Source organism: Lysinibacillus fusiformis (assembly GCF_002845985.1).
In the GTDB taxonomy this organism is placed as follows: domain Bacteria; phylum Bacillota; class Bacilli; order Bacillales_A; family Planococcaceae; genus Lysinibacillus; species Lysinibacillus fusiformis_D.
This window is the reverse complement of the sequence record NZ_PDFK01000001.1, coordinates 1-15,746: the sequence shown is the minus strand read 5'-3', so window position 1 is coordinate 15,746 and position 15,746 is coordinate 1. Positions and strand designations below refer to the sequence as shown.

Here is a 15,746-nt window from a genome sequence, read left to right as displayed (position 1 = left end):
ACATATGATTTCTTATAAATTTATCAAAAGGATAAAATCAAAAAAGCGATTTCTCGTTTCTGAGAAATCGCTTTTTATGTCTAAATGCTTACCACAATTGATAGCCTTTGGAGCCAGCCGGTGAGTTCGAAATAATATCGATAATTGGCACTGTGTAAGCGAATAAAATTAACGCTACTAAAATAACAAGCCATACTTTGAAGTTTTCTAAAATAGCTGGTGTTGGGCCGCTAAGCTCATGTACATCACCAATAGGGAATTCTTCTTCACCTTTAGGTGCAAACCAAGCTAATTTCACGACGATATACATAATGACTAGAATCGCGATAAAGAGAATCGTTCCGCCTACAGCTTGTGCGATTTGATAAGGAATCCAATCATAGGCCTGTGAAGCACCACCATATTCTGAGTAATCTGAGCGACGAGGTGCACCGATAAGACCAGCAATATGCATCGCAGAAGACATAATCGTCATACCAGTAGCCCATAAGATACCAGCGAAATTACTAAGATTATTTAATGATTTCGTCAATGTACGACCTGTTAAATGTGGAATTAACCAGAAGGCCGCACCGAAGTAAGTTAAAACAACAGCTGTAGCAATTGTTAAATGGAAATGCCCTGTAACCCAAATGGTATTATGGATTAATTGGTTCATTTGATAGGAGGCATTGACAATACCACCTGCACCACCAGGAATAAATGCCACCATACCGATAAATGGAACGAAGAAACGAGCATCTTTCCATGGTAATTTTTTAAACCATCCGAACAGCCCTTTACCACCTAATTCACGACCACGTAACTCGAACATGGCAAACATCGAGAAGGCTGTCATAAGAGATGGGACAATTACAGCGAACGTTAATACAACTTGAATGAACTTCCATGTACCATCAATACCAGGCTCTGTTAACTGATGGTGAATCCCAACAGGAATAGAGAAGAGTAAGAACAGCATGAACGAAAGTCTTGCTAAAGAATCGGAGAAAATTTTTCCGCCAATTACTTTTGGAATAATCACGTACCAAACCATGTAGGCAGGTAATAGCCAGAAGTATACAAGTGCATGCCCGAAATACCAGAAGAGGGTACGGGATAATGCAACATCGACACGTTCAATTAAACCTAATGACCATGGTAACAGTTGAATTAATACAGAAGCTGCTACACCAAGTGTTGCCACGAACCACATTAAATTATTGACAACTACCATAAACGATAATAATGGACTGCGTTGTCCGCTACCTTTATTTTCTTTGCGCCACTGTACATAACGTAAAATTTGACCTGCGCCGCCAACCCAAGAACCAACCACGACTAATGTAAGGCCTAAATAGAAAATCCAGTGTGCCTTTAGAGGTGCATAGAATGTATAAAGTACAGTTGCTTTATTCAATAAAACCATGGTTGCTGAAGCAGCTGTACCAATTGTCATTAACCAAAAACCGATCCAGCCAAGTCTACGTTGACTAGCAGTGAATGTACCAGATGTACGACTTACACTAGCAATTTGGAAGCCGTAAATAAAGAATGTAGTTAAAATAAGACCAAGTAATACACCGTGTACTGTTAAAACTTGATAATAGCCAATGCCTGCTGGTAATGTAAATTGACCAGAACGCACAAATACTTGTAATAAACCTGCAAGACCACCTAATAGCAATGAGATGAATGCCACATAAATATGTGCCATTGCTAGCTTTGCATCGCGACGATCTACTTTTGTCATCGAATTAGTGTGACTCATTTGAATCCACCACCTTTAGCATAGAGTGCATCATCGTATGTCCTGTACCACAATACTCATTACATACGATTAAAAACTCGCCTACTTTGTTAACTTCTGTTACGTATTCCGAAATATAACCAGGCTCAAGCATCATGTTGATATTCGTACCTGCCACCTCAAAACCGTGCATAACATCTTCGCTTGTTGCGATGAATTTCACCTTTGCACCAAGTGGTACCTCAATTTGTGGAGGATTATAATTGAATGCAGAAGCTACTACTACCACTTCATAATCCCAATCTTTTCCCTCGACCTTATGAACTCCTGGATTATCAAAAGGTGCTGTCTCTTTCACTTTCTCGTAATCTAGTGTTTTTTTACCATTGTTCGGATGGGAGCCTTGATGAAATGCCCCGATACCGAGAATGATCAGGAATGCAACTAAAGTAGCAACTCCGAACACAAGCCAATACTTCTCATACTTATGTATGTGCATATGTTTCTGTCCCTTCTTTATATATTAAAATCTTCCAATGAACAAATCGAAGCAGTACACCCAAAGTAAAATGATGATAATACCAACTCCAAAAACTGCATAGAGTGAACCTTTTAAATTTTCATCTGACTTCTTTTTGTTGTTTGCCATTTTTGCCCCTCCTACGCTTTTTATTGTTGTGTTTCTTACTGTCATCATATAAAAATCCATATCATTTTGATGTGAAAAAAATCACACTTCTACACGTATTATGTGAAGAAAGTGTGAAGAATTAAAAAAAGAAAAAAACAAGCCATCTCAAAAGTCATTGAGAGAGCTTGTTATCTTATTATATTTTGCTTAATTTTAATAAAAACAATAGATGGAGAAAGACTTGCACATTCCTTCCCGTTTTTTCTACCTATACATGAAGGCTGTAGGCTTTTGCATACAATGATCCATTCTAGTTTTTTATCCTTCTTCCTCGATGGTTAATAGAACTGTTAATGCACCAATGCTTGGAACCGAAACTGGGAGAACAAATGCTTTTTCAAAGCCGTATAACTTTGTATTGCCCACCATCACGGTTGGAGGAGTGATATCAATTTCTAAGCTTTCTTGCCCAACAGTTGTACATAAATTTCCTGCAATCATGTTACCAAATTCTCCAGTAAAGGATTCTAGCATTTCTCCCTCCAGTGGCATACCGAACATGGTACTCCCAATCCCGCTAAACACATCGGGGGATGAATCAATGATAACGCGACCCTTTACATCTCCAATTAAACCAATTAATACGCCCATTTGCTGCTGTTGAAAGGGTTCAGAAATAATACTAGGCGACTTTACTTCTATATCCATAGGAAGAATGGATTTTAAAGCGTGAATAGTCCCGTTTAAAATAGTTTGAAAGTACTTCGAATTACTCATCATTACCGCATCCTTTTTCCGACTTTTCTACATCTTACCATGTAAAAAGGGTAAGATGAAAGTATGTCTTGACGAATTAACGTGAAATTTATAATATAATAATGAGAATGATTTTCAAATTCAATGAGATGGTCTGAAAGCCTAATAAAAAAATACATAATTTATATGAAAAGGAGCGGTTAGCAATGACATTCGTATTGATTGGAGCAGCTGTAGTGATCTATATTGGTGTTGGGAAATACGTCATGAAACAGGCGACTGCACATTTGAAATAATTACAGCCAAAAGAGTATGGAGCATCAGCGCTTCATACTCTTTTTACTTGCCCAAATGAAGAGAAATATTTATTTTTTCAGAAAATTGTTGTAAAATAAAGCCAATCCTTTAGGGTTATACATAAAGAAATCAGGTGACTAACATGACAAAACTATTAGTAACAGGGTTTGAGCCATTCCTTCATTATAAAATAAATCCAACGATGCAAATTGTCGAAAATTTAGATGGAGAAACAATAGGAGACTATCGCATTGTTGGACGAATTCTTTCTGTAGATTTTCAGCAATCGGCGGAACAATTAAAGCAGTATATAGAGGAAGTAAAGCCACAAATTATTATTTCTTTAGGATTAGCAGGAGGGCGTTTTAAAATAACGCCAGAGCGCATTGCCATTAATGTGAAAGATGGCGAGCCTGATAATAATGGCTACACGCCGGTCGATGAAAGCATTGATAAGGATGGAGCGGATGCTTATTTAACGAATTTACCGATTCGCAATATGGTGAATCGCTTACAGGCAGCGGGGTATCCAGCAGAAATTTCAAATACTGCAGGTACGTACTTATGCAATAATATTATGTATGAAGGACTTGTTTATGCACAGCAACACGAAGGGGTTCGTGCTGGCTTTATTCATATTCCAGCATCATTTGACCTGGCCATCCAACATGGCAAAATTCCTGGCTGGCATATCCGAGATTTAATAGCTGCGGTAAAGCTTTGTATTGAGGAGAGCATACGTGCAACCAATCATTGAATTTCCTCATGCGATGTGGATTAGCCAACATACTATTCGCTTTGCATTCAAGGAGGAAATCTCCCACGCCAACTTTCAGGCAGTCCAAGCATTTAATCGGTTTCTGAAACAGCAGTTACAGCATAATCTCGTCGAAAGTGTTGCAAGCTATCATACTGTTACAGCCTATGTCAAACAGCCTCTAGATGTTGGTTCATTGAGAGGGGATTGGCTAGAGATGCAAACTCTCACAGCAATGGCAGAAGGAACGAAGAAAATTTTAAGAATACCCATTTGCTATGATGAGGAATTTGCCTTAGATAAGCAGCGAGTCATGAACTATACAGGTTTATCATTTGAAGACTTTAAAACATTACACTTATCGAAAAGCTATTATGTTTATGTTATGGGCTTTTTACCAGGTTTTCCTTATTTAGGTGAATTAGATACTAAGTTGTGTGTACCACGCTTAAAGAAGCCACGAGCTACTGTTTCAGCTAGTTCTGTTGGTATAGGCGGTAGGCAAACAGGCATCTACCCTGTTGAGTCAACAGGTGGCTGGAATATTATCGGGAAAACTCCTCTAGATTTATTTAATGTTGATCGCCAAGAGCCATTTTTATTGGCTCTTGGCGATGAAGTTCAATTTTATGAAATAACTAAACAACAGTTTTGGGAAATGAAAAGCAAAGGAGTGTAGCGATTGAAGCCACTTCTGCTCGTCACCAAACAAGGTGTCTATGGTAGCCTACAGGACCAAGGTAGATTTGGCTATCGGGCATTTGGTATTCCGTTATCTGGACCGATGGACAAAGTATCGTTTCAAGCAGCACAGCTAATCTTAGAAAATCCTCATGACCAAACATCCTTTGAAATGTTTGTGGGTGGCTTTGAATTTGAGGCATTGGCAGATGGAGTCTATGTATTAACAGGTGGACATTGTACATGCTTGGTCAATAATACACCGATAGAGATGTGGAAAACTTTCCACTTAATGAATGGCGATCGGTTGGTGATTAAACATGTGAATCAAGGCGCGATTGTTTATTTGACACCTCTTGGCGGGTTTACTTCACAAGTTAAGCTTGGTAGTCGCTCAAACCTGTCACTTGGTCAACTAGGAACAAACATCACAAAAGGTAGCATTTTGTATGGGCAAGACTCAGCGCCATTCCATTATAATCGAGGTCTTTATGCGCCATATCGTCCAACTTTTGATCGTGCTATTTCAGTTAGAGTACTGAAAGGCCCTCATTTTCATTTATTTAGGGAAGAGAGTCAACGCCATTTTTTACAAAATGCTTTTCAATTTATTGGTGGTAATCGCATGGGCTATTACGTAAAGGGAACTGTTTTACAGCTGCAAGAAATGCAAGATATTTTGTCAGAGGCGACCCAGTTCGGCACCATTCAAGTGCCGCCAAGCGGTCATCCTATCATTTTAATGGCCGATGCCCAAACGGTAGGGGGTTATCCTATTATTGCGACGGTACATGAAGACGATTTACATAAAGTAGCTCAAATGCGTATGTTTAACACGATACGATTTGCACTGGAGGTAAGAGGATGCCAATAGATATTAACTGTGATTTAGCTGAATATGATGATGCTTTTCTAACAGGAAAAGAGGAAGAAATATTGGACTATGTCACATCCATTAATATAGCATGCGGCTATCATGCAGGGCATCATACGTTGATGCATCAAACTGTTCGCAGTGCCATTCGTAAAAATGTTCATATTGGTGCACATCCAGGCTATCCTGATCGAGAGGGCTTTGGTCGTCGAAACATGGCATTTAGCGCAGCAGAAATTTATGATATGATGGTCTATCAGATTGGCGCATTACAAGCCTTCGTTCAAATTGAAAAAGGCATGCTCCATCATATTAAGCCACATGGCGCACTCTATAATCAATGCGTAAATGATCGGGAAAAAGCGTCAGCTGTCGTCGATGCAGTCTATGATCTTAATCCACAGCTTATTTTATATTGTTTATCTGGTAGCCAAATCGTAGAGATTGCAAGAGGCAAGGGGCTTCAAGTATATGAGGAAGTTTTTTCGGATCGACGTTATAACGATGATGGCACTTTAGTGGATAGACAGGAGCCTAATGCCTTAATACAAACAGAGCAAGAAATGCTGATACATGTAAAAGGTATTTTAACGGCCAATGAAGTCTTGTCTGTGCAATCTAAAAAAATAAAAGTCGCTGCTCAAACTCTATGTATTCATGGAGATGGCCCCCGTGCGCTAGACTATGCAAAAAAAATTGCCGCGCTCAGACAGCAACTATAATAGTAAAATGGATGCCCTAAGGAGAGTTTAGGGCATCCATTTTATTTAGATAGTTTGCAGCTTCAAACACAATAATTGCAGCGAGTTTTTTTTATGCAATGATGGTTGGGGCATATAAAAGTTCGCATCCATTGCGAACTTTTTAAATCTAAAGACCTCTTACTTTGCATATATTTTCTTGCGTAGCAAGGTAGATTCAAAAAGACGACCTAGTAACATAACTATGTAAGTTACCCCTAATCCAATACATGCGCCTGCTAACACATCTAGAAAGTAGTGCACACCGATAAAAATTCTTGAAATGGCCATTAAGCAGGCCAGCAGGATGAGTACAGTGCCCATTTTTCTTCGTTTCCAAAACAAAGCGAATGCCAGGGCAAATGAACCAGCAGCATGATTACTTGGAAATGAAGGATCCAGAGTTGATTTTTCGAGTAATAATGTTACGCTATGATTGACAAATGGGCGAGGTCGAAAATACGCCATTTCTATAATTTTATCTATACCAAGTGTAAGAATAACAATCGTTAATGCATATAATACTATTTTTCTATTTTCCTGCTGATTTTGGGATTTTGAAAACCATAGCCATATAAATACCAGTCCAAATAGAATGGGCCCATACTTTGAAAACAAGAGGACAAGTTGATCTAAAATCGGATATTTTCCTGCAAACTGGTTTAGTAGTTTGAAAAGTTGATAATCTATATTCATATTCTCTCTAAGATGAAACTCCTTCTAATTTAGTCACTTGTACATTGTCCTCTGATGATAAAAACTCTTCTAATGCACTTTTGTTCTTTTCCAAATCAATATCTAGCACTGCGCCTACATTTACATGTTTGTTGTCAAAAGAACTGGCGACAGGAATTCGTAAAGTATCCACACCATTAGATTTCCCATCTATTAAACCTTTCCCAATTGCAAGAATGGTTTTATTGTCAATATTAGTATCGATATATGCCTCAGCAACACCAAGTATTTTTGGTAAATTTATTAAACTTTGAAAGCTAATTTGTTCTTTGACCTTTGTCATAACTTCCTGTTGGCGTTCAACTCGCCCGAAATCACTTAAACGATCGTGGCGGAATCGTACATAAGCTAATAACTGGTCACCGTGTAAAGTTTGTTCTCCAGGAAATAATGTCATACCAATTCCATATGACATTTCATAAGGGATATCAACTTCAATCCCATTTGGTGCTAGAAGATCCACAATTTTGGGGAATCCTTCAAAATCAACGATAGCGTAGTAATTGACATCAATATCAAAATTCTGCTTAATTGATTTCCTTACAAGTTCTGGGCCTCCAAAAGCAAATGCAGCGTTTATTTTATTCATCCCGTAATCTGGGATGTCAACATACGTATCTCTCATAATCGAAACGATTTTTACATTATTCGTAGTTTGATTATAGTGTGCAATCATTAAAGCATCAGATCTACCTTCGTCTCCTCTAGAGTCACTGCCTATCAATAGCACATTAATCTCACCAAATTGCGGGTCTACACCTTTGAAAGGCTCAAAAGTCTCTTCATCTTCTTTATTGATATCGTCTTCTGCCATAGCCAATCCACTATTGTACTGATATATCCAATAAACAATCCCTATTGAGATGATTAATGCAAATGCTAAAAACGAATTTCTTAGCCATCTACGGCTCGTTTTACTATGTTTCATAAATTAATTAATCCACCTATCAGTTATTTTTTAACAAACCTTTTGCAGTAAGTTGTACAGCTATTGCATCGTCCAAATAACCAATAGGAAATAGATAATCCGGAATGACATCCACTGGAATAATAAAATACAATAATGTACTTCCAATTATTGTTAATTCAAATAGTGTACCCTTATTTGTTGTAAATTTTTCATATAACTCTTTCAACTTGCTAATAAATGGTCCAACGCTACCTACACTCTGAATCTTTTCGTTAAAACTCTTATGAATTGTATTTTTTCCTTCTTCTGTTTGAGCAAATAATCCATAATCGTCTAATTTTTTTTCAACATCTTGCACTGAAAATTGATTGTCATAAACATTAGAAGCCTTAAGAAAAGTCTGTATTGCATCAACAGAAGTATGAATATCTGATTGAGACTCTTCATGTCTCTGTTCGATAGGATACCCTGCAGCTTCAACAAGATTAATGAAAGGAATACCAAGACATTCAGCGAATTTTTCTAAATGTTGAGGTGTTGCCTTTCGTTTATTATTGATAATCCGTGAAATCGTAGCTGTATCGACCCCTGTAAGTTCACTAAACTTCCGCATGGATAATGAGCGTTCTTTTAGTAATTCTTTCAACAATAAACCTAGAGTAGTACTTTCTCTATTTTCTGCCATATTCGATTCTCCCTTCTGTTAGTTCCTTAATGATTGTCTAATGGAAAATTACCGTTGTACAGAAGTGTAATATTGTGTTGACAAAATGTCAACATAATATTAATAAAATGCTGCAAAAGCAAGCAGTAACATCAACAAACCACTAATTACTGTGCCAAATTGCCCTATAGTAAATGAACTAACCTGAACATCAGCGACCTTACTTCCTAATTTGACTCCTGCCCAAACAGTAATAAAGCTCCCGATTGCAGCTGTTAACGAAATGACAACAGGTGAAAGTCCGAGTAGGCCAGCGCCCACACCATTTGTAAGTGCATTTGCTGATAATGCAATACCAAGAAGTATAGATTCTCCCCAGCCGATTTCATCAGACTTATTAAAATCAGCTTCCTCAGGGTTTTTAAAAATACTTTGCCCATTTTTGGGCTGTAACGCCTCTTTTGAAGGTTCATTTTTACGTGGTTTAGCTAAAAGAATGATGCGAATTCCAATGATAAATAACAATAAGGCTCCAAAGATTACAGGAAGCATACCTGGAAGAATAGTCGAGAGCCAAACCCCAAACGTAATGCCTCCCATACTCATAACAAAGCATATAATTGCTATTAATAAATTTTTCCCAAAACTAACATGTATCTTTCGAATCCCGTAAGAGAGCCCTACGCCTAAATTATCTATACTTGATGAAAGCGTAAAAGCTAAAATGATTAACCAAGTCACAGCTTACACCCCTTATTTTTTTATATCATATTATTTATGTTGACAATTGGTGCCTGTTTTCCTAAAATTGTTGACAAAAAAGCAACGGTTATGCCACTTAAAAAAACTCGTCCATTATGGAGCACCATTGTTTTGTTTCATGTACTTACAATGTATTAATTAAGTGTCCTTCGATTTTGGAATAAAAAAAGACCCAATCCAAGCCTAATAGACAAAGAATCGGAGCTTTCGGTTTTCATTATTTTTTTACTTATTTTAACAGGGGAATCCAGACTACTGCCTTGTACAATTTTCCGAACAGTTTTCATTTTGTTAGAAGTATTGGTTTGAAGTCTATTGCCTGTAAATTTTTTCTTCAAGTGACTTAGATTTCTGTGAATCAATGGACAGAGCAGAAGTACCTGTTACATTAACATGACTATTGATAATGGAAAGTACCACCGATTTACGCCCTTTAGGGTCTTTATTTCATGGTGAAGCCTGTCTGTGCAATCTAAAAAATAAAAGTGGCTGCTTAAACTCTATGTATTCATGGAAATAGGCGTCATGAGCTAGACTATTGTAAGGTTCAGAGAGCTACTACAATTGTAAAATAGATGCCCTAAGAGAGTTTAGGGCATCTATATTAGTTAGGTTAGGTAGTTGTGACTAATTCAACTGCTTCAAGCACAATTGGTGTACCAGCAGAAAGTGATGCTGTAACAGTGTTGAATGTAACTTCAGTTGCAGAAACTGTATAAGCATCACCCTCCTGTAGAACGCCATTGATATATAAATTATAGTAGCCGTTTGTAACTACTGGAAATGCAGTTGCCGCTGTACCGCTATCATCTAAAAACGTTGTAGCAGCGACTGTAGTACCATCTGTAATGGCAAGAGGTGCAGCTAAAACGTTAAAAAATCGTGTAGATGTACCTGTGACATTGACATGAATATTAATAATGGAAAGTGCCATATGATTCACCTCCTTTCTTGGATATTAATTTGTCATAAAGCCAAGCGATTCAATGATAATGGGTGTGCCTCTATACAAAGTGGCATTGTAGGGTACGATTGTTAAGGCGGCTGGTGTTATGGTGTAAATGCCACCTTCTTGCATCACCGCATTAATATAAAGATTGACGTAACCGTTTGGCGAGAAGAGGGTAAACTCTGTAATATTGTCAGCATTATCATTCCAGAAGAGAGTCGCTGGCAGCGTGACCCCATTTGTTAGATCAAGATCGGCTGTGACGATATAAAAATAGCGGTGGATAATCGGCAAAATAGTGCCCTCTGGAACGATAGGAGGAGGGACGATGGGCGTGCCGTTTGTTGCTTTGATACGGGGCCAGAAAAATCGATCCTCACAGTGACACGGACAACTTTTTTCTATGATTCGATGAGACTTAGGATTCAGCATGTGCGATCACACTCCATTCTTAAAAAATAACCTTTGCCCCGAATACATTTACTATAAAATATGAAGAAAATAGCAAGAGAACTAGTTGACCATCTATCATTTGAGGAAGATTATTTCGGATCATCAAGATTTTATGATGGGACTTATTAGGATAGAAACGTTGGCATACATGCTTTTTACCGTAAATTAGTGTTATACTTTGCTAGTTGAATAAGGTAGAATACTAATTATGAATAATTAACGAAAAAGGGGTAACTGGTTTCATGAAAGATTTTGAACAACAATTGGAGGAGCTATTAAAGCAAGCTTCTTTGCAATACATAATCTATCAGCATAATGGTGATACAGAACGCATGGATAAAACCTCTCTTTTTGCTCGAAAAATTCAGCAAAAAGAGTATGTGATTGGCTTTGCGGGTCATTTCTCTGCTGGGAAGTCGAGTATGATTAATGCGCTGTCTGGTGAAAACTTACTGGCATCTAGTCCAATTCCAACAAGTGCGAATATCGTAAAAGTGCATAAATCAGAGGAAGATTTTGCAATTGTCTATATGCACAATGAAAAGCCTGTGAAATTTGAGGCAGGCTATGATTTTAAAACAGTAAAAGAGCTTAGTAAGAATGGGGATTTAGTGTCACAAATCGAAATTGGGCACAGTGCCTCTACACTACCACTAGGCGTTACTGTCATGGATACGCCGGGAGTAGACTCCACAGATGATGCACACCGTATGTCAACGGAATCGGCGCTCCATATTGCAGATATCGTATTTTATACAATGGATTATAACCATGTGCAGTCGGAACTGAATTTCCAATTTACAAAGCAATTAATGAAATACAATCCAAACGTTTATTTAATTGTCAATATGATTGATAAGCATAAAGATAATGAATTGAGCTTTGAAGACTTTAAAGCAACGGTTCATCAATCCTTTGCCGCATGGGGCGTTGTGCCGAAGGGTGTATTTTTCACATCATTGAGAGAGCCTGAACATCCACATAATGATTTTGAGGTCGTAAAGAACATCGTGATGGACAGTATGAATGATTGGCAGGAGCAGCTTGTACAAACGGCAACGAATACATTGCGTTTACTGCAAAGTGAGCATGACCATTATTTAATGGAAGAAAGACAGGATCGTTTAACTATTGATGAAGAAATTTTAAGTGCGGACGACTGGGCACACCATCAAGATATTTTGGAGCAATACAATAAATTAAATCGTCAAGTTGAATTATTCTCAGTAGAGGCATGGAATGAAACATTTGAGGAGCAACGGAAGGAACTACTAGCCAATGCAGCCATCATGCCAGCTGATGTACGTGATCGCCTCCGCCTTTATTTAGAAAGTGTGCAGGAGGGCTTTAAAGTAGGGGGACTCTTTACAGCGAAGAAAAAAACAGAGGAAGAGCGTAACCGTCGTAAGGAGGATGCATATAGTGCCTATCAGAACGTCGTTCATGCACAAATTACTGGGCATTTAAAAGGACTTATGAAAAAAGCATTAAAAGATGTAGGTGCATTAAATGAAGAGCGTGCTTCCGCCATTGATGCCTATGTATTTGACTTACCTTTTTCATTGATTGAGCAGCAAGTTCAAACGGGTGCCCTGTTAACAGGTGATGCTGTGTTAAACTTCGCCAACCGTGTCGCGGAGGCAACGAAGCGCTACTTTATTCAGGAAACAGATAGCTGGAAAAATGCGCAAGCAACAACGCTTGAAGCTGTGGCAACAGAAACGGCTGCACCATCAAAATTAAAAATGGCGGGTATGCAAGACAAAGTGGATGCAATTAAGGCAGTGCTTGAAATCGAAGGCTATCAGCAATATAGTGCAAGCATTATGCATCAAGCGAGCAATGAAATCCGTAAAGTTGCGAATCAGCAGCTAGTCAATTGGGCACAGTCATTTAAGCAAGATTTAGCCGATATTCGTTTGTTTGATGAGTCCATGCTGAAGCCAAAAGAGCAGGTCATCGAACAAGAGGAAACGCAGCAAGCCATCAGTGCAACGACTCTTCCAATCGATGGTGTGATTAATCGCGCACTGCATACAGCCAATGCAGTCAAAGAGGTTCAAGGCTTTGCAGAAGTTGCCCATTACCTTGAAAATAAAGTGGAACGTTTACAGAAAAAAGATTTTACGATTGCTTTGTTTGGCGCATTTAGTGCAGGGAAATCATCCTTCTCCAATGCATTAATGGGTGCAAAGGTGTTACCTGTATCACCAAACCCAACAACAGCAGCCATCAATAAAATTCGTCCAGTAACACCAGAGCATCCACATGAAACGGCCGATGTACAGCTTAAAACAACGGAGCAAATGCTAGAGGATATTCAAGGCTCGTATGCGGCAATTGGCTTGTCTGTAGCTTCGTTGGAGGAAGCCTATAATCGTGCTGATGAAGGGCTTGCCGTTCAGTTAACGGATGAACGTTTAAATGTTCATAAGTCATTTATTCGTGCTTATAAGGAAGGCTATCCAACATTTAAATCTGAGCTTGGTACGATCATTCGTGTAGGCCGTGAAGAATTTGAAAAATTTGTGGCGCAAGAAAACAAATCATGCTTTGTTGATAATATTGATTTCTATTACGATAGCCCATTGACACGCATGGGTGTGACACTTGTTGACACACCAGGAGCGGACTCGATTAATGCTCGTCATACAGGTGTAGCCTTTGAATATATTCGCAATGCTGATGCTATCCTATTTATTACGTACTATAACCATGCCTTTGCTAAAGCTGACCGTGAGTTTTTAATTCAGCTTGGTCGTGTCAAGGATGCATTTGAACTTGATAAAATGTTCTTTATTGTAAATGCCATTGATTTAGCAACAACAGAAGAAGAACAGGAAGACGTAAAAGGCTATGTTCGTTCAGAGTTACAACGTTTTGGCATTCGTTTCCCACGACTGTATGGGGTATCGAGTCTTTTAGCATTAAAAGAAAAAGTAGAAGGTGCCGATTTAACATCTGGCATGCCACCATTCGAAAGCGACTTCCATACATTCTTAAATGATGAATTAAGTGCCTTAGCAGTACAGGCTCTTGCAGAAGAAGTCGATAAAACAGAGCAACGTTTAGCCGATTTAATCGCACAAACGGAGGAAAACTTAAAACGTAAAGATGAGCGTTTAGAGGAATTAACAACACTTGAACAACATATCCAATCGAAGTTCAGCGTGCTCAATACAAGCATGCTAGAGAGTGAAACAAAGCAAGAGCTTGATGAGCTCCTGTATTATGTTCTCCAACGTGTCTATTATCGTTATCCTGAGTTCTTTAAGGAAGGTTATAATCCTTCGACATTTGCTGCGATGCCAGCACAGCAAGCATTGGAGCATGCACTGAAGGAAGTGATGCAAAGCTTGCGTTTTGATTTTACACAAGAAATGCGTGTCACAAACTTCCGTTTATCACAGTTCATAGGCAAGAAAATGCAACAACGCTTCAAAGATGAGGTGCGTGAGCTGAAAGAGTTGAATAGAAGCTTCTCGTTCCTAACCTTTGAATCTTCAGAGCCAAATTTACTGGATTTTGAAGGGCCATTCACAGATATTTCAAAATATACTAGCGTAAAATCTCACTTCCGCAATCAAAAAGCTTTCTTTGAGAAGAATGAAAAAATAAAGTTGAGCGAGGCGCTGGAAGCTGTAACAAAACCAGATGCACAAGATTATTTAGATGCACAGAAAGTTTTTCTTATGACATGGGCCATTACGTTTATTGCAGAGGAAGCCGAAAAATTACGTTTATATATTTATCATCAAGCGCTTGAACAAATTGAGACAGAAAGACTTGCCTTACAAGAAGAGAGCCGTTTAGCTTCTTGGAAAGCAATTTACGCACAATTACAATACGCATGAGGTGATTTATATGGGAAGAGTATTCAAATCAGTGGATGAAATACAGTTTGATGGCGTCCGTTTTATCGATGCTCGCTTCGATCTTCAGGACAAAGAAGCTGGAAAAAAAGCATTTGAAGAAGGACATGCAACTGGTGCTATTTATATTGATTTAGAACAACAGTTATCCGATATGGACAGTAAGGACGGCCGTCACCCGATGCCGAGCAAAGAAAAGTTGACTTCCGTATTTCAAGAATTAGGTTTACGCTATGAAGATCAAATTGTTGTCTACGACCAGGGAGCAGCCCCGTTCGCTCCGCGCGCCTGGTGGATGCTGACATACGCTGGTTTCCCAAATGTAGTGATTGTCAATGGCGGTGCCCCTGCGCTAGAGGCAAAAATTCCGTTCACCAAGGATATTATAAAATATCCCCCAACGATCATAGAATTTGATTGGAAGGATGAACTATATGCGCCACGCCAAGCGGTAAAGGCAATAGTAGACGGCGAAGTACAAGCAACCTTGCTCGATGCACGTGCAGCTGAACGTTATCGTGGCGAAATGGAACCACTGGATAAGGTAGCAGGCCATATTCCAACCGCAAAAAACTTTGACTGGGAGCAATTAAAGACAGACGGCCAATTAAAAGCGAACGACGCATTACGCCAAAAAGTTACGCCTGATGAGCAGATTGTCGTCTACTGTGGTAGCGGCGTGACAGCCTCACCGTTATATGCAGTGCTAGCAGATGAAGGCTATGAAAACATCCAATTATATGTAGGCAGCTTCAGTGATTGGATTACCGCGTATGATGTGGAAAAAGGCACAAATGAATAATTAAATTGAAACGCTCACTTCGGTGGGCGTTTCAGACTGTAGACAAAAGCCCATCGAGAAGTTCACTCTCGATGGTTTTTGTCATTTTTCTTCCTATTTTATTTTTAACATTTGGTAATATACTACCAAATTCA

General features: G+C 38.8%; 16 protein-coding genes. 6 read left to right on the top strand and 10 right to left on the bottom strand.

All coding sequences use genetic code 11. The annotated features are described in order from the left end of the window. Positions 1-88: 88 nt before the first annotated feature. The 4 genes from CRI88_RS00235 to CRI88_RS00225 form a co-directional block, all read right to left on the bottom strand. The gene (locus CRI88_RS00235; protein WP_058845107.1) at positions 89-1,750 is read right to left on the bottom strand and encodes a b(o/a)3-type cytochrome-c oxidase subunit 1; all 1,662 of its coding nucleotides are present in this window, start codon (positions 1,748-1,750) and stop codon (positions 89-91) included. Next, positions 1,737-2,228 (bottom strand): cupredoxin domain-containing protein, encoded by a 492-nt coding sequence (locus CRI88_RS00230; RefSeq protein ID WP_036118325.1) that lies wholly within the window; start codon positions 2,226-2,228, stop codon positions 1,737-1,739. The genes CRI88_RS00235 and CRI88_RS00230 overlap by 14 nt, the downstream gene beginning before the upstream one ends. 24 nt (positions 2,229-2,252) lie before the next feature. After that, positions 2,253-2,378, bottom strand: coding sequence for a hypothetical protein (locus CRI88_RS22660; protein ID WP_255358839.1), 126 nt, complete (start codon positions 2,376-2,378; stop codon positions 2,253-2,255). Positions 2,379-2,678: 300 nt separating this feature from the next. Further along, the gene (locus CRI88_RS00225) at positions 2,679-3,137 is read right to left on the bottom strand and encodes a chemotaxis protein CheX (RefSeq protein WP_036118321.1); all 459 of its coding nucleotides are present in this window, start codon (positions 3,135-3,137) and stop codon (positions 2,679-2,681) included. Positions 3,138-3,555: 418 nt separating this feature from the next. On the opposite strand from CRI88_RS00225, the gene pcp reads away from it, so the two are divergent. The 4 genes from pcp to CRI88_RS00205 are packed head-to-tail and all read left to right on the top strand — an operon-like array spanning position 3,556 to position 6,447. Further along, positions 3,556-4,170, top strand: a complete 615-nt coding sequence (gene pcp / locus CRI88_RS00220) for a pyroglutamyl-peptidase I (protein WP_058845108.1) — start codon at positions 3,556-3,558, stop codon at positions 4,168-4,170. Then, complete coding sequence (gene pxpB, locus CRI88_RS00215; RefSeq protein ID WP_101966304.1) at positions 4,154-4,849, top strand: 5-oxoprolinase subunit PxpB; 696 nt, start codon at positions 4,154-4,156, stop codon at positions 4,847-4,849. The genes pcp and pxpB overlap by 17 nt, the downstream gene beginning before the upstream one ends. Before the next feature lie 3 nt (positions 4,850-4,852). Then, the gene (locus CRI88_RS00210) at positions 4,853-5,725 is read left to right on the top strand and encodes a 5-oxoprolinase subunit C family protein (protein ID WP_058845110.1); all 873 of its coding nucleotides are present in this window, start codon (positions 4,853-4,855) and stop codon (positions 5,723-5,725) included. Next, positions 5,716-6,447: a 5-oxoprolinase subunit PxpA gene (locus tag CRI88_RS00205; RefSeq protein ID WP_036118299.1), complete on the top strand. Its 732-nt coding sequence runs from the start codon at positions 5,716-5,718 to the stop codon at positions 6,445-6,447. The genes CRI88_RS00210 and CRI88_RS00205 overlap by 10 nt, the downstream gene beginning before the upstream one ends. 159 nt (positions 6,448-6,606) lie before the next feature. Here CRI88_RS00205 and CRI88_RS00200 read toward each other — a convergent pair whose 3' ends face one another. From CRI88_RS00200 to CRI88_RS00175, 6 genes are all read right to left on the bottom strand, one after another. Beyond that, positions 6,607-7,161, bottom strand: a complete 555-nt coding sequence (locus CRI88_RS00200) for a phosphatase PAP2 family protein (RefSeq protein WP_058845111.1) — start codon at positions 7,159-7,161, stop codon at positions 6,607-6,609. 7 nt (positions 7,162-7,168) lie between these two features. Beyond that, the gene (locus tag CRI88_RS00195; protein WP_036118294.1) at positions 7,169-8,128 is read right to left on the bottom strand and encodes an LCP family protein; all 960 of its coding nucleotides are present in this window, start codon (positions 8,126-8,128) and stop codon (positions 7,169-7,171) included. Positions 8,129-8,147: 19 nt separating this feature from the next. After that, on the bottom strand, positions 8,148-8,795 hold the full coding sequence (locus CRI88_RS00190) for a helix-turn-helix domain-containing protein (RefSeq protein WP_036118291.1): 648 nt from the start codon (positions 8,793-8,795) through the stop codon (positions 8,148-8,150). 99 nt (positions 8,796-8,894) lie between these two features. Then, positions 8,895-9,515, bottom strand: coding sequence for a sporulation membrane protein YtaF (gene ytaF, locus CRI88_RS00185; protein WP_036118287.1), 621 nt, complete (start codon positions 9,513-9,515; stop codon positions 8,895-8,897). A gap of 634 nt (positions 9,516-10,149) precedes the next feature. Then, on the bottom strand, positions 10,150-10,470 hold the full coding sequence (locus CRI88_RS00180) for a DUF4183 domain-containing protein (protein ID WP_036118284.1): 321 nt from the start codon (positions 10,468-10,470) through the stop codon (positions 10,150-10,152). Positions 10,471-10,494: 24 nt separating this feature from the next. Then, complete coding sequence (locus CRI88_RS00175; RefSeq protein WP_230593753.1) at positions 10,495-10,779, bottom strand: DUF4183 domain-containing protein; 285 nt, start codon at positions 10,777-10,779, stop codon at positions 10,495-10,497. A gap of 401 nt (positions 10,780-11,180) precedes the next feature. On the opposite strand from CRI88_RS00175, the gene CRI88_RS00170 reads away from it, so the two are divergent. Together CRI88_RS00170 and CRI88_RS00165 are read left to right on the top strand one after the other, a co-directional pair. Beyond that, positions 11,181-14,792 carry a dynamin family protein gene (locus tag CRI88_RS00170; protein WP_089933146.1) on the top strand — a complete coding sequence of 1,204 codons (3,612 nt, stop codon included), beginning with the start codon at positions 11,181-11,183 and terminating at the stop codon, positions 14,790-14,792. A 10-nt stretch (positions 14,793-14,802) separates the two neighbouring features. Then, on the top strand, positions 14,803-15,612 hold the full coding sequence (locus CRI88_RS00165) for a sulfurtransferase (protein WP_036118276.1): 810 nt from the start codon (positions 14,803-14,805) through the stop codon (positions 15,610-15,612). The last annotated feature ends 134 nt before the right edge of the window (positions 15,613-15,746 follow it).

Bases quoted from the DNA above. Each gene is read 5' to 3' on its own strand.
- CRI88_RS00235 (WP_058845107.1), bottom strand. From the start codon at position 1,750: ATGAGTCACACTAATTCGATGACAAAAGTAGATCGTCGCGATGCAAAG.
- CRI88_RS00230 (WP_036118325.1), bottom strand. From the start codon at position 2,228: ATGCACATACATAAGTATGAGAAGTATTGGCTTGTGTTCGGAGTTGCT.
- CRI88_RS22660 (WP_255358839.1), bottom strand. From the start codon at position 2,378: ATGGCAAACAACAAAAAGAAGTCAGATGAAAATTTAAAAGGTTCACTC.
- CRI88_RS00225 (WP_036118321.1), bottom strand. From the start codon at position 3,137: ATGAGTAATTCGAAGTACTTTCAAACTATTTTAAACGGGACTATTCAC.
- pcp (WP_058845108.1), top strand. From the start codon at position 3,556: ATGACAAAACTATTAGTAACAGGGTTTGAGCCATTCCTTCATTATAAA.
- CRI88_RS00205 (WP_036118299.1), top strand. From the start codon at position 5,716: ATGCCAATAGATATTAACTGTGATTTAGCTGAATATGATGATGCTTTT.
- CRI88_RS00200 (WP_058845111.1), bottom strand. From the start codon at position 7,161: ATGAATATAGATTATCAACTTTTCAAACTACTAAACCAGTTTGCAGGA.
- CRI88_RS00195 (WP_036118294.1), bottom strand. From the start codon at position 8,128: ATGAAACATAGTAAAACGAGCCGTAGATGGCTAAGAAATTCGTTTTTA.
- CRI88_RS00190 (WP_036118291.1), bottom strand. From the start codon at position 8,795: ATGGCAGAAAATAGAGAAAGTACTACTCTAGGTTTATTGTTGAAAGAA.
- CRI88_RS00180 (WP_036118284.1), bottom strand. From the start codon at position 10,470: ATGGCACTTTCCATTATTAATATTCATGTCAATGTCACAGGTACATCT.
- CRI88_RS00170 (WP_089933146.1), top strand. From the start codon at position 11,181: ATGAAAGATTTTGAACAACAATTGGAGGAGCTATTAAAGCAAGCTTCT.
- CRI88_RS00165 (WP_036118276.1), top strand. From the start codon at position 14,803: ATGGGAAGAGTATTCAAATCAGTGGATGAAATACAGTTTGATGGCGTC.